Genomic DNA, 22,904 nt, shown 5'->3' on the forward strand with positions numbered 1-22,904 from the left:
CATATCTCTTCAAAATTTATATGTGGCAAGTTGCTTTTTTCCAGGGACGGCGGAAAAAAATGAATTTATTAATTGGTCAAATTATGAGGGGGGCCTATATGTTAGATAATCCTGTACTAATATCTGTACTTGTTTTAACGGTCTTAAGTCTTTTGAGGGTACATGTCATTTTTGCTTTGCTTTTTGCCGCCATGATTGCCGGGCTGACAGCCAAATTATCACTATCGGAAACGCTCTCAACTCTAATCGGCGGGATGGGGGGACAGGCGGAAACGGCTTTAAGTTATATTTTACTTGGTGTTTTTGCCGCCATGATTGCCTACTCAGGAATTACCAAGATATTGATTGACAAGTTACTGGCAAAGAAAAAGCAGAGCAAATATGTATTATTGCTAATGATCGCTGGACTTACCTGTCTTTCTGGTACCTTAATTCCTGTCCATATTGCTTTTATTCCAATTTTAATCCCGCCTCTATTGCTTTTCTTTAATTATTTAAAAATGGACCGAAGAGCTGTGGCCAGTGCCCTTACTTTTGGTTTGAAAATGCCATATATCGTAATTCCAGTTGGTTATGGAATCATTTTCCATGGAATTCTAGCTGCGGAAATGAAAGCGAATGGTATGCCAATTGCTCAATCGCAAATTCCACTTGCGATGATACTGCCAGCGGCTGGCATGTTTGTCGGTTTATTTATTGCTATCTTTTTCTCTTATCGTAAAGCAAGAGCATATGAAGCAAGTCAGGACCAAGCTTTTGCAGAGGTCAGTGCAACGAATGAAACGGCTGCAAGAAGGTTTCAGGTTAGAGACTTTATCACGATAGGAGCCGTTGTTATCGCTTTGGCCACACAGCTTATCGTCGGGTCAATGGTATTAGGAGCTCTTGCCGGGATTCTTGTTATGTTCATAGGAAGAATTGTAACATTGAATGATGGGGAACAGGTTGTACAGGACGGTGTGAAATTGATGGGGGCAATTGCTTTTGTAATGTTAGTTGCCTCAGGCTATGCTACCGTTCTTAAAGAAACTGGAGCGGTTAGTGAATTGGTAGGAGCAGTAAACTCCCTTGTCGGGGATAGTAAGCTTTTAGCCGCTATATTATTACTGCTAATCGGGCTTTTAGTAACAATGGGAATCGGTACATCATTCGGTACTGTTCCAATCTTGGCAACTGTGTTTGTGCCGATATGTATTATGATGGACTTTAGTCCCCTAGCAACTGTGGCATTGCTTGGTACAGCAGGCGCCTTGGGGGATGCCGGATCACCTGCATCTGATAGTACTCTTGGGCCGACATCTGGATTAAACGCGGATGGGAAGCATGACCATATATGGGATACATGTGTTCCGACGTTTATGCATTATAACATCCCACTATTTGTGTTTGGTGTAACAGCAGCATTAGTTTTATAATAGAGTCAATGTACAGAATATTTTTGCGAAAGCACTAAAGGGAGTTTGATAGCGAATGGGTTATAGTAAATTAGTAGAATTGGAAGTAATAGAACTTGACGGACTGACTCTTGATCGTTACAAGATTGAAAGTATTGTGAAGGGGAATGCAAACGTTTCCATCCCTGAAGAAAACCGAATTCGAGTTCGAGCAAGTCGTAAGCGGATTGAAAAACAAATAAATGATGGAAAAGTGATTTACGGAGTCAATACCGGTTTTGGTAAATTAAGTGATATTGAAATTGAAAAGGAAGATATTGCAAAGCTACAGCTGAACCTGCTTCGTGCGGATGCCGTTGGCGTCGGCGAACCCCTGCCAACTCCGGTGGTTAGGGCAATGATGACCCTGAGGGCAAACTCCTTAGTCAAGGGTTTCTCCGGAATTCGGGAAGAAACACTAGATTTGTTAGTGGATATGATCAATGCTGGGGTTCACCCAAACGTTCCTTGTAAAGGTTCAGTCGGTGCAAGCGGTGATTTAGCTCCACTTTCGCATATTGCCATTGTATTAATTGGAGAAGGGAAGGCTGAATATAAAGGAGAACTTCTTCCTGGAGCAGAGGCGCTTAAACGAGCGGGGCTTACTCCTGTTTCACTAGAGGCAAAAGAAGGGCTGGCTCTAATTAACGGAACACAAGCAATGACGGCAGTGGGAACCATTGCACTAAATGAAGCAGAGCGTGTAGGGTTAGCTGCAGATATGGCAGCCTGTTTAACAATGGAGGCTTTAAAAGGTATCATTTCTGCCTTCGAAAGCGAACTTTTGGCAGTTCGCCCGCATCCAGAGCTGGAATTGGTTGCATCCCGGATGCGAAAATGGCTTGAAGGCAGTAAAAGGATTACTCATCAGGGAGAAGTTCGAGTTCAAGATGCCTATTCGATTCGCTGTATCCCTCAGGTACATGGTGCTTCCTGGCAGACAATTCACTATGTGGAAGACCGCTTAAAAGTCGAAATCAATGCGGTTACGGATAATCCCATTATTTTAGAAAGCGGTGAAATCATTTCGGGAGGACATTTCCATGGTCAGCCGATTGCGTTATCAATGGACTTTTTAAAAGTGGCTTCAGCGGAGTGGGCTAATATTTCTGAACGCAGGATTGAGCGGCTTGTTAATCCTCAGTTAAGCGGTTTGTCTCCTTTCCTTGCTGTAGATCCAGGTTTGGAATGTGGATTAATGGTTGCGCAATATGCTGCCGCTTCCCTTGTTTCTGAGAATAAAGTTCTTGCCCATCCTGCCAGTGTAGATTCCATTCCTACATCTGCAAACCAGGAAGATCACGTCAGCATGGGCACCATCGCCTCAAGACAAGCAAGGGAAATTATTCATAATTCGGCCCGAGTAATTGCCATTGAAATGATATGTGCTTCTCAAGCCATCTACTTAGAAGGGGCTGAAAGAGACCTGGCCCCTAAAACAAGAGAGTACCTAGAGAAAATCCGTGGAATTTGTCCGCCACTGGAAAGTGACCGCGCCATCTCGGAACAAATAGAAGAATTGGCACAATTTATTTTAAGAGAAAATATTCTGAGATAGTAAACGCTAGAAGTGCCCATAAATTATGGGCACTTTTAATATTAAGGCTGTGTTAAAGCTGAATATTGATTTTACTGTGTTTGGAAAATAAGCGGAGAATTTCCGCTTATGGTATCCAAATCATTGGATTTTGTCTTATTTGAAGCGGTTAACCGTAATATTTCCGTTTATATCTGCTTCTTAAGGTTCCTTTATATACATTAGCCGGAAATTCTCCGCCTATGAATGATCAACCCTACACGATAATCAACAATGAATAATAACACAGCCAATATTAAAAAGACTTCAGAGTTTTCCTTAGTGTTAAACATATTACCTTTAATTACTTAAAAAATATAAGACAAAATAAAGAAATGGAAGGGTAATAATACATAACAATGTTGTTAGTAGAACACCCAAAGAGGCAAAACTAGTATCAGCGTCATATTTTTGTGCATAAAGGGAAATCGTTGGGGCAGAGGGCATACCAGAAACTAGGACAGCAATTACAAGTAATGGATATGGAACAGAGAAAGAGAGCAAATGGAAGCAGCAGCAAGGGAATGAACAAAAGTCTGACCATCGCCGATTTCCATAAATAGATATTTTTCATGAATAAAAAAAAGTCTTTACTCTTTACATTTGCCATTAACATACCGACCATCATCATAGAAAGAGGGATGGTCATTTTACCAACGCTTTCAAGTCCTCTGGATATTATATCGGGCAAACTGATCGGAAGGAAAAATAGGAAGAGTCCGGTGAAGGTTGACATGATTCCTGGATTCATAAAAACCTTTTTCCAGTTAATCATTTCCGTGCCTTTACTAAACAGGTAAATTCCGTACGTCCAAATGAGAATTAAATAACATATATTAAATATGGTTAAATAAATAATTCCTTGGTCGCCAAAAAGAATATAACCTACTGCGTAACCAATAAATCCCTGATTTCCAAAAATAATAAGACCCTCATAAACACTTTTTTGTTTAACAGCGAGTTTGGAGAGCTTGCTCATCCAGCACGCTAAAAAAATGGATAAAAGCAGTATATAAACAGACATTGATACAAGCAACAGAAATTCTTTTACAATTGTATAAGAAAAGGAAATATCTAATGAGAATAAAATGAGGGCAGGTAAGGTGATATTCAGAATCAGCTGTGTCAGCACATCATTAGCATGATCATTTAGGATTCCATTTTTTCTTACAATAAACCCCAATAATGCAATACCATATAGGACGAACATTTCCTGTAAAAATAATCCTGATGAATGCATCCACATTCCCCCCTCGTTTACTGTATGAGGCAGAAATAAAGATGGTTAATTTAATTAAGTTTATTGTAGTAAAAGGACAGAAAACCGACTGTTTTCAGCAGGGATATGGTTTCTTCATATAAAGAGTGGAAATAAAACTTTCAACTTTGTTTAATTCATTGCTTTCTCATATAATATTAATAAGACTAGGTTTGAAAGAAGGTGTTTTCTATGAATTTACCTGAAAACCGATATATTACCCTTGAGGAATATGAAGAATTAAGGAAAGAATCAGATCAGCAATTAGAGTATATTGATGGTGTCGTTGGCTCGGGAAATAGACGAAAGCCAGGCACTTTCTCTTTGAACACCTTTTGTGGACAGAAAATTAATCCTATCTATTAATGTATTATTCTCTTGCATAATTGTCTTTATCACAATCTAATGCTGATTATTGGCCTAGTGTCCGTTGGTTCGGTTTGATAATGTATGACAAACAGTTTTTAGGAAACTGAAGATATAACGTATAATGGTTGGATTAATAGTCTATCATCAAAAAAAATGGGAGCTGTTTATGAACAACTCCCATTGATATTTAATTATTTATTATTCAAGTTTGGTTAGCTTTGTTGCAGGAAATCCTCGGTCGAAATAACATTGGCATACATACCGTTAATTGCGCTGACAAACGCATAATGAACCTGTTCTGCTGGTACAACCACATCTTGGTAAGATAACTCCCTAGTCGCACATGCATCTTCAATTAGTGTAGTTTCAAAACCTAGGTCGACTGCAGCTCTAACGGTTGCATCAATACACATATGCGTCATCATACCTACAACCACTACCTTGGTTACACCTTGTTCTCTTAATTTGCTTTCTAAATCAGTCTTTAAAAAGCTGTTAGGGAAATTTTTTACGATAATGTTTTCGTGTTCTAATGGTACAACAGTTTCATGTAATTCAGCTCCCTCTGTATTTGGAAGGAAGAAGCCTAATTCTGGACTACTTGCGATATGTTGAACATGGAAAATATTACCTTTGTTATTTTGTCTAAACCAATCAAGAACTTTAGCAGCATTAGCAGCTGCTTTAACAGGATTGCTTAACTCCATCTTTCCATTTGGAAAATAGTCGTTTTGTATATCAACAATGATTAAAGCTGTACTCATTTTATTCACCTCAATAAAAAATTTTTATTACAAGTATGATGATATACAATATCTTAATTTCTATCGATACTTTGATGAAACACTTTTAGCTCAAATCATTTCATGGTGAAAGGAATTTATAATGGAACTTGATAACATTGATTTTCAGATCCTTCGGTTACTATCCGAGAATTCACGTATTCAATGGAAAGACTTAGGTGAACAAATTCATATGACGGGACAAGCAGTAGGAAATCGTATTAAAAAACTTGAGGAAAGTGGTGTGATTAAAGCTTATTCTCTCATAGTCGATGAAATGAAAGTAGGACTGATCTTTACAGCGTTTGTCATTATTTATATGAAAACAGCAAACCATGATTCGTTTATACGTTTTATTAATGATCAAAATGAGGTAGTTGAAGCTCACCGTGTATCGGGAGAAGGCTGTTACCATATAAAAATAAAAGTTAATTCTCAAGAAAAATTGAATCTTTTTCTTAATAAAGTTCTCGATTATGGAAATTATACTTTGTATCTATCAATACAAGAGCTTAAAAAACATAGTCCGTTGGCGGCAACATTGGAATAAACAATTTATTTTCTAGAAGGTTATAAATTTTAAGCCTGGCTTCTTATACCAGATTTTGAAATGACCAAAAATAAAAACCAATCAAAACAATTCCGTTGACATTATACCTGTGTGGGTATAGCATGAAAGCATGAACTGTTGGTTAAAAGTAGATAGAAGAGGTATCGCCTCTTTTATTTTTGAATGCTTTAATACCCTGTTGGGTAATTAGAAAACATTAATTAGGGGGTTTTATGATGTCGGATGAAGAAAAACAAATCAAGGATTGTTCCACGACTGGTTCTTGAGGAATCAGTCGGACAAAGGTTTCTGGAGATGGAAAACAGGTTAAACAACCGCTTCCAATATGACCAGGAACGTTTGTATGGCTCCTGGCAGGAGTCATTTACCTGATTTATAAAGCTTTTAATTGATATTCTAATTTCATAAACATGAGAAGAAACTCAAAAGAAGGGGGGAACCGGTAATAGAGTTTATCCAAATTGGTTCTTTTACTATTATGATGAAATGGTTAGTTCTGGGTATCGCCGTTGTGATCGGATTTGTTTTTCTGAAATTATGGCTGTTGCAATCACAAAAAAAAGAACCTGGTAAACAATTATTTGATTTGGTATTTAACAGTATTTTTTGTGGCTTTCTGATTTGGAAAGGTAGTCAGCTGCTGCTGGAGCCGAAATTAATGATTGAAAGTCCACTGTCGTTATTATATTTTACCGGTGGAACGAAGGGATTAATTTTAGGAACGCTCGGTGCATTAATTTATTTGATTTTTAAAGCCAGAAAATTAGAAATAACAAACCTAATGGTTCTACAGTCGATACTGGTTTTTGTGTTTGCCGTCATGAGCGGGTCTTTTTTATTGAACCTTTTCTTAAATGAGGATAAGCCGAAAGTGAATACAGTCAGCACAAAGACAGTAGAAATTGGTCTCCAGGAAGGAAATAAAGCACCTGATTTTCAATTAAAGACATTAGACGATGCTGACGTTAAACTGTCTGATTTGCGAGGAAAAAAGGTCATTTTAAATTTCTGGGCAACCTGGTGTCCGCCCTGTAAAGCAGAAATTCCGCACATGCAGAATTTTTATGTCTCAAGCGACAAATCCAAAGTAGAAATACTCGCCATTAATTTGACCACATCAGAGAAAAATCCAAAAAATGTAAAGGGATTTGTAAAAGATAGAAATGTAACTTTTCCTGTTTTACTCGACCAGGATGGGGATGTAGGCGTCCAATACCAAGCGCTTACAATTCCAACAAGTTACCTGATTGATTCTCAAGGGATTGTTCGCAAGAAAATAGTCGGGCCTATGGACAAAGATATGATGAACCAATTAATAGAAAATGTTGATTGAAGGAAATAAAACAAGGATAGAAATTTTATAAACATAAAAAGACAATGGAGGTACTGAAATGGTCAAAGTAACACATGCTGCAATTTCAGCTATTAAAAGCGAAGTTCAAGATGTCATCAATGAGGGTAAAAAACCGCTGATCCGCTTTTCAATGGGCATTGGCTGAGGGGGCCCACAGCTTCGTCTGACTCTGGAAGAGTCGGCTTTAGAAAATGATGAAATCACAGAGCAAGATGGAATCGGCTTTTTAGTAAATGAAAGACATCAAGTTTATTTTAATGATGTAAAGATTGACTATGTAAAGTCATTACTCGGAGGCGGACAGTTTACTGTGCTTCGGGTTTAAGTGAAAGGGCTATTTAAGCCCTTTTTTCACATTTGGATTATAACAAAAAGGAGCAGAATTATATGAACAACCACTGGAATACTCGCTTTCTAGCTGAGAATTATGTTTATGGTACGGAGCCAAATGTGTTCATATCTGAAATGCAGAAAAAACTTCAGTTATCCGGAGATGCTTTGGCCATTGCTGAAGGTGAAGGCAGGAATGCCGTTTTTTTAGCTGAACAAGGAATGAGGGTGACATCTTGGGATTTCGCCGAATCTGGTCTGCTAAAAACGGGGAAGCTTGCCGAGAACAAAGGGGTAACCGTTCGAACAGAGCTTGTCGATTTAAACGAAGCTGCCTGGGAAAAAGAGCGGTGGGACGAAATAGTTTGTGTTTTTGGACACTTCCCAAAAGAAACACGTAAAAAAACACTTGAAGGAGTAAAAAAAGCAGTAAAACCAGGTGGTTATTTTGTGACAGAAGTATATTCGATTTATCAACTTCCCTATAAAAGCGGGGGTCCTAGAGATATTAATTTCCTCTATTCTCCGGAAGAGTTCCTGCAAACCTTTTCGGATTGGCGGATTGTTCATTTCTTCATGGGTGAAGCTATTCGCCATGAGGGAGAATTACATACCGGCTTAGCACATGTTATTCAATTTGTTGGCCAAAAACTTGAATAAATCACGGTACAGGGGATAAGCCAGAAGCCTAATCGGGGTACGATTATAATAAAGAAACGGATGTTACTTTAACGTTTTAACCAAACTTTTTTAAAGGGGGCTTATTAAGCCTCCTTTGTTATATTAATTAGCCAGTCATCCATGTATAATATCTGGTTTTTCCCTCTTTTATTTTTCCTTATTATGCTCTCCCCATTGGCACATTTCCTGGATAAGAGGCCAAAGAGTTTGCCCTTTTTCAGTAAGGCTATATTCGACCTTTGGAGGAATTTGTGGATATTCCTTTCGATGAATTAGGCCATCACTCTCCATTTCCTTTAAAGTAGAACTGAGACTGGCGCGTCTACTTGAACTATAGGTATAGATACAGTTGCTAACGTACATTTTCTTAATCCAAAGTTACTGAAATTGAGACTGACTCCTAATTCCATGAGTTGCTAAAAGTGAACATTAAAATAATCGTTTATTATTTTTTAACACTTTACATACCCTACAAGGGTATGGTAAGATGAAATCAATTTAGGAGGTAAGGCTGATGGAAAACTCAATGAAAGTAGAAGATTGCCATACTGAGGGTGTTACTTCTTGCCGAAAAAGTCATCATCCCGAACGTGTAAAAAATAATTTAACCTCACGATTAAATCGTATCGAAGGTCAAATTCGAGGCATTAAAGGAATGATCGACAAAGATGTATACTGTGATGATGTAATTACACAACTCTCTGCCACCCAATCGGCTTTAAATAGTGTAGCCAAAATTCTTTTGGAAGGTCATCTAAAAGGTTGTGTGGTCGACCGCCTTTCAGTAGGTGATGAAGAGGTTTTAGATGAATTAGTTGTGACGATTCAAAAGCTATTGAAAAAGTAAAAATTTTTTATCTTCATTATACCCCTATGGTGTATATTATGCAAAATAACATATCATTTTAAGGAGAGAGAAAACATGAAAAATATAACATTAAACGTACAAGGAATGTCTTGTGGTCATTGTGTGAAGGCAGTTGAGGGAAGTGTTGGTAAATTAGAAGGCGTTAATGGAGTAAACGTTAAACTAGACGATGCTCAAGTAGAAGTAACCTTTAATGAATCACAAGTTTCACTAGGACAAATTAAAGAAACGATTGAAGACCAAGGATATGACGTAGAATAAGAGTGCTCCCTTTGCACTCTCTTATTTTCAAAAAAATATACCCCTATAAGGTATAGGAAAGGTGGAAAGCATTATGAGTTCAGCAGCAAAAAGTGTAGCTGTTAAGGAAGCAAGTATTGGAATTATAGGAATGACGTGTGCCGCATGTGCGACACGTATTGAAAAAGGGTTAAATAAAATGGAGGGTGTCGAGCAAGCAACTGTCAACTTAGCACTAGAAAAATCATCGATTAAATATGACCCGTCAAAACTAAGTGAAGCAGATTTTGAAAAGAAAATTGAAGCACTTGGCTACGGTGTTGTGAAACAAAAGGCAGAATTCGAGATTACTGGAATGACCTGTGCAGCATGTTCCACACGTATTGAAAAAGGGTTAAATAAGATGGAAGGTGTTGCAATTGCGAACGTCAACTTAGCCCTTGAAAGAGCAACCATCGAATTTAATCCATCGGAAGTTACGATTGCAGACATTATTGCAAAAGTTGAGAATCTAGGTTACGGTGCACATCAAAAGCAAGACGAGCAAGCTCAGGTAGATCATCGTGAAAAGCATATTAAAGACCAGCAACGTAAATTTATTATTTCGACGATTTTATCGTTACCACTATTATGGACGATGGTAGCGCACTTTTCATTTATATCGTTTCTATATGTACCAGATATCTTAATGAATCCATGGTTCCAACTAATCCTGGCAACACCGGTACAATTTATTATCGGGAAACAGTTTTATGTTGGTGCTTACAAATCACTTCGTAATGGCAGTGCTAATATGGATGTGCTCGTTGTCATGGGTACTTCAGCAGCCTATTTTTATAGCGTATATCAAGCAATTGTCACAGCTGGAACACACCATGCACCGCACCTATATTTTGAAACAAGTGCGGTACTGATCACACTGATTCTATTAGGAAAATTATTTGAAGCAAAAGCAAAAGGCCGTTCATCTGAAGCGATTAAAAAATTAATGGGTCTTCAAGCTAAAACCGCGATTGTTGTACGTGACGGAGTAGAAAAAGAAATACCGTTTGAGGAAGTAGTTATTGGTGACACCATTTTAGTGAAACCAGGTGAGAAAATTCCAGTTGATGGAGAAGTATTAGAAGGAACAACAGCCGTTGATGAATCAATGTTAACAGGCGAAAGCTTACCAGTAGATAAACAGGCTGGTGACGTATTATATGGATCTACCATTAATAAAAATGGTTTCATCAAAATGAAAGCAACAAAGGTTGGGCGTGATACAGCGTTAGCTCAAATCATTAAAGTAGTAGAGGATGCACAAGGTTCGAAAGCACCGATCCAACGTTTAGCGGACCAAATTTCAGGTATTTTTGTGCCGATTGTAGTAGGAATTGCCATTCTCACATTCTTAGTTTGGATTATCTGGGTTCAACCAGGTGAGTTTACACCGGCGCTTGAAGTGTTAATCGCGGTACTTGTCATAGCTTGTCCATGTGCTCTTGGTTTAGCCACTCCGACTTCCATTATGGCAGGAAGCGGTCGTTCAGCAGAATTTGGTATTTTATTCAAAGGCGGCGAGCATTTAGAACAAACACAGGGCATTGACACAGTGGTGGTAGATAAAACGGGTACAGTTACACACGGTAAACCTGTATTAACAGATGTTTTAGCAGCAGATGGTCAAGACGAAGAGAAGTTTTTATCGCTGATTGGTGCAGCGGAAAGACAATCTGAGCATCCATTAGCTGAAGCAATCGTTCAAGGTATTGTGGAGAAAGGCATCGAACTTGGCAACGTCCAGTTCTTCGAAGCAATTCCAGGTTATGGTGTTCAAGCAACAGTTTCAGGTCAAGGGGTTGTCATTGGTACACGTAAGCTTATGCAGCAATATGGGATCGATATTACAGCAGTTCTCTCAAGCATGGAGAAATTGGAGAGTGATGGTAAAACAGCGATGCTAGCTGGTATTAATGGACAATACGCAGGGCTAGTGGCCGTAGCGGATACTATTAAAGATACATCTCGACAAGCTATTCATCGTTTACAAGAAATGGGCATCAACGTCATTATGATGACAGGTGATAATGAGCGTACAGCGAAAGCAATTGGGAAAGAGGTGGGAGTTGACGCAGTCATTGCGGAAGTCCTTCCTGAAGGTAAGGCAGATGAAGTGAAAAAGTTACAACAACAGGGTAAAAAAGTTGCAATGGTCGGTGATGGGATTAATGACGCACCAGCACTAGCCACAGCGGATGTTGGGATGGCCATTGGTACAGGTACAGATGTCGCAATGGAAGCTGCGGATATTACACTGATCCGAGGAGACTTAAACAGTATTGCCGATGCAATCTTAATGAGCCGTAAAACAATGCGTAATATTAAGCAAAACCTATTTTGGGCGTTTGCCTATAATGTCATCGGGATTCCAATAGCGGCAGCAGGATTCCTGGCACCATGGGTCGCTGGTGCAGCAATGGCATTTAGTTCTGTGTCGGTTGTGTTGAACGCCTTGCGCTTACAAAGAGTGAAATTAGAAAAATAAAGTTACTGTTAGCTGTAGAGTAAACCACGATTTGCATAGTTTACTCTATAGCCTTTCATACCTGAAAAATGTATATTTTTTATAAAAATAGATTAGTAGGATGTGAGAATGGTAATGGATCAAAAGGAAAAAAAGGTGAAATTGGCTGTTAATGGCGGCATTTCATTCGGTGCAAAATTAAATGCAAAACAACTGGGTGTCATTGCCGAGTACATGAATGATGGAGATGAACTGGAGTTAACCACTTTCCAACAACTTTACATTGAGGTACTTGAAAGTAAGGTGGAATTCGTCAAGGAAAAATTTAAGGAGGTGGGATTGTCCTGTTACCCAGTGGGGAATTTTGTAAAAAGCTTAAGAACCTGCAATTTTTGTAAAGGGGAAGAGGAAGAAGGAATGCCTGTGGCCATTGAACTAAATAAGAGAATAGCAGGAAAATCAGTTCCGTTTACACTTCGCCCAGCTTATACGGGATGTCCGGTTGGATGTGGTGAACCACTAGTAAATGATATTGGCGTCATGAAAGTGAAAAACGGATATGATTTATACATTGGAGGAAAAGCAAAAGGAAAGGATGCCCAAATAGGTACTTTATTTATGGAGCAACTAATGCCTGAACAGTTATACAAGATAGTCGAAAAAATCATTACTATCTATGCTGAACAAGGAAAAAAGAGAGAACCGTTATTTAAATTTATTAACCGTTTTGGATTCGAAAACTTAAAAAGTCAAGTAACTGGATAAAAAAATGAACCGATGGAGCTTCCTGGGCAATTATTAAAACTAAGAATAAAATATGACCCGGAAATTTATTTTGGCCCCTGCATTCGAAAAACGAAAGGGCTACTTAGCCCTTTTTGTGTTCAATAAGACATTAGAGTTGATTTCTTATTTTTCCTTCCTACTTATTTCATACAACTTACGTGCCATTTCCTCCAATTAGCTAATTAACCTACATAATCATTGTTATTAATTGTTCCCTTGAACCGTGATAGCGGAGTGGTGAGGGAACGATACTTGGATAATCGTTCCCGTAAACAACGAAAAAAAGGGGTATAGGGAACAATAATCGTAGAATCGTTCCCTGGAACTGCGAAAAACGTAGTGTACCGGAACAATACTAGTTTCATATTAAAATGGGCTCTCCAAGAATGGGGGAGCCCTTTTATTTCGTTTATGATAATATTCTATTCTTGCGAATTACTTAAGCTTGTAATTCCAAAGACACAGATTCAGGACGCTCACATGTACTTTCCATTATATAATGTTTACCACTATCAGAGGAATCATGGAAGCCATGCATCGCTTCTAAGACGTGATACGCTAATTCGCTATTTGCTCGGTATTTCCCACCTTCAAGGATTGCTTTGGCCATATCAGCAACGCCAAGCCCTCGATTGTTTTGGGAATATCCATATGCAAGAGGTACCTCTTTAAACTCACTTTCGTCACGTTTCCTAATTTTCACAGGTCCGCCGAACGTATTAGGATCAGGGACAAGTAAGGTCCCTTCACTGCCATAAATTTCAATAGGGGGCAGCGAGGTTCCGCCAAAGGCATCGAAGCTTGTGGTAATACTTCCAATTACCCCCGAGGCAAAATCGATCACACCTGTTATATGTGTAGGGGTTGATACCTCAATTTTTGTACCCGCTTTTGGTGTGCTAAGCACAGTTCTATCATGATAACTGATACGAGTAGAACCAGAAATTCGTTTGATTGGTCCTAAAAGAGCCACTAAGGCTGTTAAGTAATAAGGTCCCATATCAAACATGGGTCCGCCGCCAATATCATAATAAAAAGCAGGGTCTGGATGCCAATGTTCGTGCCCGCGGCAAATCATGAATGCAGATGCACCAATTGGTACTCCAATTTCACCTTGTTCTATTAGATGGATAGCAGTTTGAATACCAGCACCTAAGAAGGTGTCAGGTGCACTGCCAACAAGAAGATTATGCTTCTTAGCTGTTTCTAAAATTTGTTTTCCTTCCTCGCGTGTCACAGCAAGTGGTTTTTCTGTATAAACATGCTTTCCAGCTTCAAGTGCCTGAATGCAAACAGCAGCATGTGCTTTAGGGATGGTTAGATTAATGACGAGTTCAATTGCTGGGTCAGACAGTAACTCTTCAACGGAACAAGCCCTAGGGACACCAAACTTTTCAGCTTGTAATTGTGCCCGCTGTACATCCAAGTCCGCACAAGCAATTAACTCGAGGTGAGGGAACTTCTGACAGTTTTCCATATAAATAGAACTAATATTTCCACAACCAATAATACCGATTTTAAGTTTTTTCATAGGAACCTCCAGTATATTTTTATGGATAGCTTGCCTTCCGCCTTACTGACTGTCTCCCATGCCGGTGTAGGTCCGTACATTTCCATAAATAGACGCAGCATCCCATTCTCCGGCCCGTTTCTTACCTTCAGCAGCCCACAAAAATCCGCGTCGCATGATCAGCGAAACTTCCGGCATAGCGACAATATTCGCTTGATGTCCTAACGAACTATAAAACACATTCCCATTGCCCCAGCGTTTTGTCCAAACCACAGGCATATCTACTGCTTTATTCGCCGCGTGCGGTCCGTGAAAAACCGGGAAACGAGTGGTAGCTAATACTTCAACAGCTGGATCGTAGTGAAGGTAATACTGCTCACTTGATACTTTAAAATCAGAGATACCCTCTAATAATGGACTTGAGGAATACTTGATATTGACCATGTATTCTACACCGTCATTTCCGGGATGGGCCACCCAATTACCCCCGGTCATAAATTGCCAGTCCACATTATTTCGAAAAGAGTCACACATTCCACCATGGCATCCCGCTAAACCTACACCAGCGGCCACGGCTTCCGAGATATTTAAGACATACTTCCTTTCAATTTCACCCATCGTCCAGTGGGGAACGATTAAATCTAACGATTTTAACTTTTCCTTGTCTGCGTATGAGTCTAGTGAATTGGATACCTCTACTTGGAAGTTTTCTTCATCAAGGATCCCCTTAAAGATTTCAGCTACCTGTTCGGGCTGATGGCCATCCCAGCCGCCCCAAACAATCAATGCACTTTTTTTCATCGTAATCGCACTCCCTATCATTTTTTATACCTCAGATATTCGGATCCATTGGCGTTTTTCAATCGATAAATCAACCGCTTCTAAGACTTCCTGGCACTTTACACCATCACGGAAGTTTGGAACAGGCTGTCGATTTTCCCGAAAAGACTCCATAAGTTCGACGATTTCATGAATAAACGTATGTTCATAACCAATCGTATGTCCTGGCGGCCACCAGTTTTCTGCATAAGCGTGTGCAGGGTCAGTCGCTAAGACGCGGCGGAAGCCTTGGACATCGTCTCGATCATCAACGAAATAAACCTGAAGTTCATTCATCCGTTCAAAATCAAAGATAACACTGCCCTTACTGCCATTGATCTCAAATGAATTCGTACAGCGGTGTCCAGCCGCAAAGCGAGTAGCTTCAAAGCTTCCTAGAGCTCCGTTAGCAAATTGAGCTAAAAACAAGGTAGCGTCATCTACTGTCACTTCGCCCTTTTCATTACTATCACTGCCTGTTGCTGATAAGCCCGTCATCTGAGAAGGAATTGGACGTTCTTGAATAAACGTTCTGTTCATCCCAATTACTTCGGTAATATCGCCAATGAGATAGTGAGATAGATCGATTAAATGAGCCCCGAGGTCTCCGTGAGAGCCTGAACCTGCAATTTCTTTCTGAAGTCTCCAGACACGCGGAAAGTTTGGATCCACGAGCCAATCCTGTAAGAACCAGGCACGAAAATGATAGATTTCGCCCAATCTTCCTTCGTCAATAAGCTTTTTGGCCAGCATAACAGCAGGGGCAAAGCGATAGTTAAATCCAACCATATGTTTGACCCCGGCAGCCTCAACGACATCGAGCATTTCTCTAGAGTCTTTTAATGTAAGCGCTAACGGTTTTTCGCAAAAAACATGTTTGCCTGCTTGTGCAGCAGCAATGGTTATTTCTTTATGTACATCACTAGGTGCATTGATATCGATTAAATCGATATCATCTCTTACTAAGAGGCTTTTCCAGTCGGTTGTATATTCCTCCCAGCCAAATTGCTTGGCTGCAGTGGTCACACCATTTAGGTCACGGCCGCAAATAACCTTCATTTCAGGATGAACCGTGTTCGGGAAAAACAGTGGAAGATCACGGTAAGCATGACTGTGTGCTTTTCCCATAAATTTATAGCCGACCATTCCGATTCTAAGTTTTTCCATAGCTTATCTCCTTTTTTATGTCATCAAGTAAACTCTAATATGGATAAATCTATCATTTACAGGTTTGACACAACAAGTAAAAACTTATATAATCCTAGACAAAATTTACTCTTTACTGGGGTTGTTCTTAGTATGTTGATATATGAAGCACACCATTTTGATTTAATATCAAACTATCATACATTGAATCTAAACTTTCCAAGCCATCTCCATCGTGGTTTTGAATTATTATTCCTAGTTGATGGGGAATTGGAAGTCATTGTGAGCCAAAAAAGTTACCATTTGAAAACTGGACAATTCTTACTCATATTGCCGTATGAAATTCACTCGTTTATTACAGAATTACATTCTCGAGCTAAAATTTGTATTTTTTCGCCAGACTATGTTCCGACATTTCAAAGGATGATAGAAAATAGTTCACTTGAAAATCCAGTTTTCAACCTATCTTTAGAAGCAAATACACTAATTACTAGGACACTTTTCAAAGAAAGCCTAAATCTGCTTGAACAAAAAGCCTGTCTCTATTTAATATTATCTGAGCTAATGGGACAAACAAGCTTAATTAAAGGAGAAAAACAAGATCCAGAGCTGCTACATAAATTGCTAACCTATATTCAGGACCATTTTACAGAATCAATCTCTTTAAAAAGTATCGCTAGTACTTTAGGTTACAGTTATAATTATTTATCGAAGTATTTTAATACCCATATTCATATGTCTTTTGTGGATTTTTTAAATGAAACACGAGTAAACTATGCTTGTTACCTATTAATCTATACAGAAAAAAATATGACCGAAATTTCTTATCTTTGTGGTTATGAAAGCATACGTTCATTCAATCGCAACTTTGTAAAGATAAAATTATGTACACCAAAGGAATACCGAGAAAAGAAACCCCAGTCGTTTATGGATTTGTATCCTATCAATATTACATAGATGAAGCGTTAATGGGTCATCAATACATCAAATGTAGAATTTAATCTTTCATTAAGATTGGTTGACAGGAGAATTCTAAATAGTAAAATAACTATTATTTGATCTGATAATATAAATAATTAATCTCAATCTATTAGATAGAAAATAAATGGTGAATTTTGAAAGGGGATACATGATTTTGAACTCAAAATATCTAGATTTACTTCTTCAGAAATATGATTGTGAAGAAAAAGTGGTAACTGAAATTATTAATCTAGAAGCCATTCTTAATCTACCAAAGGGGACAGAACATTTTGTCAGTGATTTACATGGGGAGTATCAAGCATTTCAACATGTGTTAAGAAATGGATCAGGGAATGTGAAAAAGAGAATCAGAGACTTGTTTCAAGATGTTTTATTTGATAAAGAAATAAATGAATTTGCAACATTAGTATATTATCCTGAAGAAAAATTAAAATTAATTAAAAATCATTTTGTCAATGAACATGAATTAAACCAATGGTATATCGTAATCATTGAGCGGATGATAAGGCTTATTTCTCATGCTTCCTTCAAATATACACGTTCGAAATTACGAAAAGCATTGCCGAGTCAGTTTGTGTTTATTATAGAAGAGCTGCTATACAAAACGAATCAATCTACAAATAAGGAGCAATATTATACAGAAATTGTCCAGCAAATCATCTCCTTAGGTCAGGCAGATAAACTCATAACAGGTCTCGCTTATACAACTCAGAGACTAGTTGTCGATCATCTTCATGTGGTTGGGGATATTTATGATCGTGGACCTGAACCTGATAAAATCATGGATACTCTGATCAATTATCATTCCGTAGATATTCAGTGGGGAAACCATGATGTACTATGGCTAGGTGCTTTTGCTGGTTCAATGGTTTGTCTTGCTAATATCATTCGTATCTGCGCAAGATACGACAATCTGGACATTATTGAAGATGTATATGGAATCAACCTTAGACCCCTTCTGAATCTTGCGGAGAAATACTATCAGGACAATCCGGCTTTCAGACCTAAGGTACATTCAGATAAGAAACAATCTGATCATGAAAAATTACAAATAACGAAAATTCATCAAGCTATTGCAATGATTCAGTTCAAACTCGAAATGCCTATTATAAAGCGGCGTCCGCATTTTAATATGTCAGAAAGGCTTTTGCTTGAGAAAATTGATTATGACAAGAACGAAATAACGATTTATGGGAAAACCTACCCTCTAGAAAATAGTTGCTTTGCAACGGTAAATCCCGAGCAGCCTGATCAGTTACTAGAAGAAGAAAAGCAGGTTATGGAAAGATTATTATTTTCAGTCCAGCATTCAGAAAAGCTGGCCAGACATATGAATTTCCTTATGAAGAAAGGGAGTCTTTATTTAAAATATAACGGGAACCTATTAATACATGGTTGTATTCCTTTAGATGAAAAAGGGAATATGGAAAAAATGGTTATTGAAAATAATACCTATTCAGGTCGTGAATTACTTGATGTTTTTGAACGGTATTTACGTCATGCTTTTGCACATCCTGAAGAGACAGATGATCTTGCGACAGATATGGTCTGGTATTTATGGACAGGAGAATATTCATCACTCTTTGGAAAAAGAGCAATGACAACGTTTGAGAGGTACTTTATTAAGGACAAGGCAACCCATAAAGAGAGGAAGAACCCATACTACCATTTACGCGAAAATGAAGAAATTTGCCGCAAAATCCTTACAGAATTTGATCTGAATCCTGACCATGGTCATATCATAAATGGCCATACACCGGTTAAAGAAATTGAGGGAGAAAATCCAATTAAAGCAAATGGTAAGATGATCGTGATCGATGGAGGTTTCTCCAAAGCTTATCAATCAACAACAGGTATAGCAGGATATACGTTACTATATAATTCCTACGGTATGCAACTGGTCGCCCATAAGCATTTTAATTCAAAAGAAGATGTTCTACTTAACGGGACAGATGTTTTATCAATTAAAAGAGTAGTGGATGAAGAATTAAAGAGAAAAAAGGTTAGAGAAACAAATGTTGGAGAAAAATTGCTACAGGAAATCTCTATTTTGAATAGTCTGAGAGAATATCGCTATATGAATTAACACAATTAGGAAGAGATTTAAATAAGGAGAGGGGACTATTCACATTGAAGTCAACTCTCCTTAAATGGGTTGTTCTATGAAACTGGAAACAGGATGATAAAATCATGGGAATGGTTCAATCCATAGTGGCACTAAGATAGTAATATTCTCTCAATTTTTTATTTTTCCCTGACAATCAAGGCTGAAATCCAGCCTTCGATCCCGTTTGCGGTTTGAACTTTTAGCCACTTAATTCCTTTGGAATCTACTTGTTCTTCATTCAAAAAGTGCATGATTTCTCCATTTGTAATCGTGTATAGACGAGGAGCGGTTAGTGCCGGAGTTTCACGAATATTTCCGCCTTCTTCATAATTCTTATTTAAAATTAATTCTTTTTGATCAGGGGAAGCCCCGGATGCCTGTATGTGCACATGTTCTAGGTTTAACCATGCCTCAGCTTTCTTCCATGTTTGTGTATACCACTCATGTGGATTGTTTATGATTGCAGCAGTTAGCAAAATCACTAATCCTGTGGCAGTATAGAAAGTCCATCTTTTAATCCCAGTTTTATTCCTTTTCCGTTTCATGAAAAGCTGAATCATTTTGTTGAAAAAACGTTCGAACAAGGCAAACATTCCTTCAATGATATCAATCCAAACAGGAATGCCAGATTTTCCTGTATCTCTCCGACTCCTTTGCATTGTGCAAAGAAGTGCCATGAATGGGTAAGAAATGAGATGAAGCATTTTTTTCAACAAACGGCACAATAAGTTTAAGAAGGGAGGAACAATGTACAACAAAATCAGCCTTGCGAGCTGTAGTAGCAAAAAGAGAGCCAAAAAAATACGCAACCAATCCGGCAGAACAGAAATAAGTGACCAGATCCAAAACAACTGATTTAAAATGGATTCCACAACCGCTATTCTCCTTTATTTAAATAGGATGAAAGTTCTCTTCTTGGACCAGATATCTGTTTTTTTCTATTGATGTTTTCCAGATTGACGGGAAGGTAGGGGAATAGCTTTTTTAGCTTGGCCAATCTTTGTTCTGCATCAAACTGGTCAATAGAGTGATCGTTGATCAAGTTAAAAAGTTGTTTGTTTACCTCAAATTTGAAGGCTTGATTTTGGCTAAACTCCGATTCCACTAACCGCTTTGCCATTTCATTCTTTTCTCCAAGCTTCCCTGCAGTGATGAAATCACCTGCTTGAAGGGCTTCTTTAATCGAGGCAGAAATCCGGCGGGCTTCCTCCAAGTCCAGAGCCTCTTGATAGGCAGATAGTTCTGCGTTCCGGTCTAAATTAGCGATCGCCTCATCATGGCGCTGGTCCCGAATACCTTGTCGGATCAAGACACGAACATTTCGAACCACAATACCAGCCTCTCTTAACACCTTGACTAATGGCGAGGTTTGAAAAAACTCTTCAATATGCCGTGCAAAACTCAGATCCTCTTCAATAGGATAAAATCTTGCTTCCGACTCCACCCAGAAGGGCAGATTATTGTTAATAATGGTGCCAATTTCTCCTGCATTTTGTTGAACTAACCGTTCGGGGTGTTCAACGGCAATATCGATAAATAAATTGACAGAAAACTGTCGTCCTCTTGTAGACGATGGGACTTCCTCCTTAAAGGTAATGGTTTCCTGCTGCATATTGACTGTATAAACCTTTTTATATTTGCCAATCCGCAATTCACTACGTGACAAACGCTCTCCATTTTTAACTGCATAGTATTCGTTTTGATTATTAGCATAAACAAAGGCATGGGTCATAGACGACGCTGGCGGTTTTTCCAAAAAACTAAATTTCACGTCTTTTACATCTTCAATAAAATGCATTCGGTTATTCCCTCCAAGGTTTACTATTTTCATTGACAGATCACATACGCTTGTCTACATTCTATGCAGACAATCAGAAGAAAAGCCCAAATTACGCAGAAATCGGAGGTTGAGGGAGTTGAAGTAACATAATTAAACAGGAATATAGAATCATGTAAAAGAGCAGGATTCTTCCTGCTCTTTTACTAATAATGAATATTCAATCTGTTTTCCCAAAAATTTTATAAAAATATTTCGCTTGACGAAGTAATTTGTCCTGTGCTATTTTTGTATGCATGTGTGTTCTTCAAACCAGTTATTTATTAATCGCTTTTTTAATAATGCTGAACTTTTTTAGAAATATATATCAATGGTTTTATAGAAAGGAGAGTAATAGTTGAATACTTTAACAGGCAGGAAACGATTACAACTTGCATTACTATTAGGGTCACTTGGTCTTTTAGGTCCTTTTACGATCGATACGTATTTGCCATCATTTCCTACGATTGTGAAAGATTATGATACAACGGCATCTCTCGTTCAAGTTAGTTTAACGACTTGCCTCCTTGGATTAGGATTGGGTCAATTAATTATTGGACCGATGAGTGATGTGCAAGGCCGTCGAAAACCACTCAGGATTTTCCTCTTTTTGTATTTAATCGCTTCTGTAATTTGTGCATTTGCTCCCAATATTTATACTTTTATTGGTGCCCGTTTCATTCAAGGCTTTGCGGCAGCAGGCGGTCTCGTTATTTCTAGGGCAATCGTTCGCGATCTCTACAGTGGAAGAGAACTGACTAAGTTTTTCTCTTTATTGATGTTAGTGGGTAATCTTGGACCGATCGTGGCACCGATTGCCGGAGCCATCATCCTGGCGTTTACAGACTGGTCAGGAGTTTTTCTAGTTTTATCGTGTATAGGAATTGTCTTAGTTTTAATGGTTTCATGGAAACTAGAGGAAACCCTACCAAAGGAAAAGCGTGTCCCAAGTGATTTTTCACAGGTCGTAAAGAATTTTGGTTCCTTGTTTAGGGATCGAGAGTTTACAGGGTATGCCTTTACTCAAGGATTAATCGTTGCAGGGATCTTTGCTTATGTTTCAGGTATTCCTTTTGTCTATCAAAATATTTACGGTGTATCTCCGCAAGTATTTAGTCTATTATTTGGAGTAAATGGTGTTGCGTTGATTATTGGAAGTCAATTGGTTGGACGTTTAGCAGATTTTATATCTGAAACAACCTTCTTAAAGATCGGGCTATTTACGGCTAACATAGCAGGTGCTGTGTTACTTGTAGCTCTTCTATTGAAGGCGCCGCTAATTGCCGTTGCGATTCCTATCTTCTTATTTATTGGATCCTTAGCCGTCATTTCTTCAACTTCGTTCACGTTAGCTATGGAGAAACAAGGCCATATAGCAGGAAGTGCCTCTGCACTTTTAGGGCTTTTGCCATTTGTTCTGGGGTCTTTAACAGCTCCACTTGTTGGAATAGCAGGAGAGTATACAGCCATTCCAATGGGGGTTATTATGTTTGCAACTAGCTTTATCGCTTTATTGATTTATTATGGAGTGGTCCGAAACGTTTTCAACGTTCAGCCAAGAAGAAAGCTGAAGGGGAATTTTCAAATTAAGGGATAATAGAAAAGCCTGACTAATCGTCAGGCGTTTACTTTATTAAATTTTTTAACAAAAATAAAGAGCCTTGAAAATTCAAGGCTTTTTGACGTCCCGAAGAGGATTCGAACCTCCGACCTACAGTTTAGGAAAAGTATGATATGTTGTTGTTGGAATTCCGTAAAATAGGGCTTAAAC

General features: G+C 38.5%; 21 protein-coding genes and 1 pseudogene. 14 read left to right on the top strand and 8 right to left on the bottom strand.

Annotated elements, in window-relative coordinates; translation table 11 throughout:
* Window positions 1–98 precede the first annotated feature (98 nt).
* A complete protein-coding gene (locus tag ACY3XC_RS09570; RefSeq protein WP_464868316.1) occupies window positions 99–1,415 on the top strand; it encodes a Na+/H+ antiporter NhaC family protein in 1,317 nt (438 codons plus the stop codon).
* Window positions 1,416–1,470: 55 nt separating this feature from the next.
* The gene (hutH, locus tag ACY3XC_RS09575) at window positions 1,471–2,991 is read left to right on the top strand and encodes a histidine ammonia-lyase (protein WP_464868317.1); all 1,521 of its coding nucleotides are present in this window, start codon (window positions 1,471–1,473) and stop codon (window positions 2,989–2,991) included.
* A gap of 421 nt (window positions 2,992–3,412) precedes the next feature.
* Here hutH and ACY3XC_RS09580 read toward each other — a convergent pair whose 3' ends face one another.
* Complete coding sequence (locus tag ACY3XC_RS09580; RefSeq protein WP_464868318.1) at window positions 3,413–4,249, bottom strand: AEC family transporter; 837 nt, start codon at window positions 4,247–4,249, stop codon at window positions 3,413–3,415.
* A 210-nt stretch (window positions 4,250–4,459) separates the two neighbouring features.
* Between ACY3XC_RS09580 and ACY3XC_RS09585 the strand changes: the two genes are divergently transcribed.
* A complete protein-coding gene (locus tag ACY3XC_RS09585) occupies window positions 4,460–4,633 on the top strand; it encodes a hypothetical protein (RefSeq protein ID WP_464868319.1) in 174 nt (57 codons plus the stop codon).
* Window positions 4,634–4,848: 215 nt separating this feature from the next.
* Here ACY3XC_RS09585 and ACY3XC_RS09590 read toward each other — a convergent pair whose 3' ends face one another.
* Window positions 4,849–5,400 (bottom strand): cysteine hydrolase family protein, encoded by a 552-nt coding sequence (locus ACY3XC_RS09590; RefSeq protein ID WP_464868320.1) that lies wholly within the window; start codon window positions 5,398–5,400, stop codon window positions 4,849–4,851.
* Between the two features lie 121 nt (window positions 5,401–5,521).
* Between ACY3XC_RS09590 and ACY3XC_RS09595 the strand changes: the two genes are divergently transcribed.
* The 4 genes from ACY3XC_RS09595 to ACY3XC_RS09610 all read left to right on the top strand — a co-directional run bounded on the left by ACY3XC_RS09595 (window position 5,522) and on the right by ACY3XC_RS09610 (window position 8,333).
* Window positions 5,522–5,968 (top strand): Lrp/AsnC family transcriptional regulator, encoded by a 447-nt coding sequence (locus ACY3XC_RS09595; RefSeq protein ID WP_464868321.1) that lies wholly within the window; start codon window positions 5,522–5,524, stop codon window positions 5,966–5,968.
* Between the two features lie 243 nt (window positions 5,969–6,211).
* Window positions 6,212–6,361 carry a hypothetical protein gene (locus tag ACY3XC_RS09600; protein ID WP_464868322.1) on the top strand — a complete coding sequence of 50 codons (150 nt, stop codon included), beginning with the start codon at window positions 6,212–6,214 and terminating at the stop codon, window positions 6,359–6,361.
* 106 nt (window positions 6,362–6,467) lie between these two features.
* Entirely contained in the window at window positions 6,468–7,322 is an 855-nt protein-coding gene (locus ACY3XC_RS09605) for a TlpA disulfide reductase family protein (protein ID WP_464868323.1), read from the top strand.
* A 408-nt stretch (window positions 7,323–7,730) separates the two neighbouring features.
* Complete coding sequence (locus ACY3XC_RS09610; RefSeq protein ID WP_464868324.1) at window positions 7,731–8,333, top strand: class I SAM-dependent methyltransferase; 603 nt, start codon at window positions 7,731–7,733, stop codon at window positions 8,331–8,333.
* 168 nt (window positions 8,334–8,501) lie between these two features.
* Here ACY3XC_RS09610 and ACY3XC_RS09615 read toward each other — a convergent pair.
* A pseudogene (locus ACY3XC_RS09615) lies at window positions 8,502–8,669 on the bottom strand (winged helix-turn-helix transcriptional regulator); the annotation flags it as partial.
* 199 nt (window positions 8,670–8,868) lie between these two features.
* Here ACY3XC_RS09615 and ACY3XC_RS09620 point away from each other — a divergent pair.
* The 4 genes from ACY3XC_RS09620 (at window position 8,869) to ACY3XC_RS09635 (ending at window position 12,733) form a co-directional block, all read left to right on the top strand.
* Window positions 8,869–9,201: a metal-sensitive transcriptional regulator gene (locus tag ACY3XC_RS09620; RefSeq protein ID WP_179157376.1), complete on the top strand. Its 333-nt coding sequence runs from the start codon at window positions 8,869–8,871 to the stop codon at window positions 9,199–9,201.
* Window positions 9,202–9,276: 75 nt separating this feature from the next.
* Complete coding sequence (gene copZ, locus ACY3XC_RS09625) at window positions 9,277–9,483, top strand: copper chaperone CopZ (protein WP_464868325.1); 207 nt, start codon at window positions 9,277–9,279, stop codon at window positions 9,481–9,483.
* A 73-nt stretch (window positions 9,484–9,556) separates the two neighbouring features.
* Window positions 9,557–11,989, top strand: a complete 2,433-nt coding sequence (locus ACY3XC_RS09630; RefSeq protein WP_464868326.1) for a heavy metal translocating P-type ATPase — start codon at window positions 9,557–9,559, stop codon at window positions 11,987–11,989.
* Between the two features lie 114 nt (window positions 11,990–12,103).
* On the top strand, window positions 12,104–12,733 hold the full coding sequence (locus tag ACY3XC_RS09635) for a nitrite reductase (protein ID WP_464868440.1): 630 nt from the start codon (window positions 12,104–12,106) through the stop codon (window positions 12,731–12,733).
* A 460-nt stretch (window positions 12,734–13,193) separates the two neighbouring features.
* On the opposite strand, the gene ACY3XC_RS09640 is transcribed toward ACY3XC_RS09635, so the two are convergent.
* From ACY3XC_RS09640 to ACY3XC_RS09650, 3 genes are read right to left on the bottom strand one after another with little or no spacing between them, the layout of a single operon-like run.
* The gene (locus tag ACY3XC_RS09640; RefSeq protein WP_464868327.1) at window positions 13,194–14,285 is read right to left on the bottom strand and encodes a Gfo/Idh/MocA family protein; all 1,092 of its coding nucleotides are present in this window, start codon (window positions 14,283–14,285) and stop codon (window positions 13,194–13,196) included.
* 42 nt (window positions 14,286–14,327) lie between these two features.
* Window positions 14,328–15,065, bottom strand: coding sequence for a ThuA domain-containing protein (locus tag ACY3XC_RS09645; protein ID WP_464868328.1), 738 nt, complete (start codon window positions 15,063–15,065; stop codon window positions 14,328–14,330).
* 24 nt (window positions 15,066–15,089) lie between these two features.
* On the bottom strand, window positions 15,090–16,250 hold the full coding sequence (locus ACY3XC_RS09650) for a Gfo/Idh/MocA family protein (RefSeq protein ID WP_464868329.1): 1,161 nt from the start codon (window positions 16,248–16,250) through the stop codon (window positions 15,090–15,092).
* A gap of 132 nt (window positions 16,251–16,382) precedes the next feature.
* Here ACY3XC_RS09650 and ACY3XC_RS09655 point away from each other — a divergent pair, with 132 nt between their 5' ends.
* A complete protein-coding gene (locus tag ACY3XC_RS09655; RefSeq protein ID WP_464868330.1) occupies window positions 16,383–17,186 on the top strand; it encodes a helix-turn-helix domain-containing protein in 804 nt (267 codons plus the stop codon).
* 178 nt (window positions 17,187–17,364) lie between these two features.
* Window positions 17,365–19,296: a fructose-1,6-bisphosphatase gene (gene fbp, locus ACY3XC_RS09660; RefSeq protein WP_464868331.1), complete on the top strand. Its 1,932-nt coding sequence runs from the start codon at window positions 17,365–17,367 to the stop codon at window positions 19,294–19,296.
* A 158-nt stretch (window positions 19,297–19,454) separates the two neighbouring features.
* On the opposite strand, the gene ACY3XC_RS09665 is transcribed toward fbp, so the two are convergent.
* Complete coding sequence (locus tag ACY3XC_RS09665; RefSeq protein WP_464868332.1) at window positions 19,455–20,189, bottom strand: SH3 domain-containing protein; 735 nt, start codon at window positions 20,187–20,189, stop codon at window positions 19,455–19,457.
* A gap of 5 nt (window positions 20,190–20,194) precedes the next feature.
* Entirely contained in the window at window positions 20,195–21,115 is a 921-nt protein-coding gene (locus tag ACY3XC_RS09670; RefSeq protein WP_464868333.1) for a hypothetical protein, read from the bottom strand.
* Between the two features lie 376 nt (window positions 21,116–21,491).
* Here ACY3XC_RS09670 and ACY3XC_RS09675 point away from each other — a divergent pair, with 376 nt between their 5' ends.
* Entirely contained in the window at window positions 21,492–22,730 is a 1,239-nt protein-coding gene (locus ACY3XC_RS09675) for a Bcr/CflA family multidrug efflux MFS transporter (RefSeq protein ID WP_464868334.1), read from the top strand.
* The last annotated feature ends 174 nt before the right edge of the window (window positions 22,731–22,904 follow it).

Source organism: Bacillus sp. CZDM1 (genome assembly GCF_055502545.1).